This window comes from Wolbachia endosymbiont of Drosophila incompta (assembly GCF_001758565.1).
Classification (GTDB): domain Bacteria; phylum Pseudomonadota; class Alphaproteobacteria; order Rickettsiales; family Anaplasmataceae; genus Wolbachia; species Wolbachia pipientis.
Window position 1 is genome coordinate 527,814 of sequence record NZ_CP011148.1, and the last position, 713, is coordinate 528,526.

Here is a 713-nt window from a genome sequence, read left to right on the forward strand (position 1 = left end):
TTAACTTAAAACCAAAAGCAACTTTGACTTTACAAAATAATAACCTTTTATATGCATAAATAAGCTTACTGGATTCTAGTACTTGCATGACAAGGTATAAACCTTATCGTCATACCACCGCGAACCGTCATACCGTCACGGTATCTCTAGATCCCGCTAACACGTAGCGGGATGACGAATTATTTAACCGTCATACCGCGATTCATTCGCGGTATCTCTAGATCCCGCTAACAAGCAGCGGGATGACGGTTGTCGTTTAGCTATAAATATTAAAAAATTTACCAAGCGAAAAAAAAGGCAAAAGAAGCCCCGTGGTGGTTGGCTATTTACTATGTACTAAAATATCGGCGTTTTTTTTATTCTAAAACGCTTGATTAAGAGCGATTTAGCTGCTTTTAACTTGCAACTAACCTACACCGCAAGTGTTTAAGAAATTTACTAAGCAGGAAAAAAGGCAAAGAAACCCCGTTGTAGCTAGCATTCAAATTCTCCCTTGTCAATTTGACGTTTTTTGCTGTCTTAAACGCTTTGTAAGCGCGTTTCGGCTTATATAGGTAAAAACCTAAAAATTTTTAAAGACATGCGATGCACGTAGTGCGAAAAATTAAACATGAGACGCCAAATACCCTAAGTTTTTTGTCATTAACCTGCACAGATTGCGAAGATAAATAAATAGCTTCAGTTTCATGATAGGGGGGATGGCAAAGCTTGTC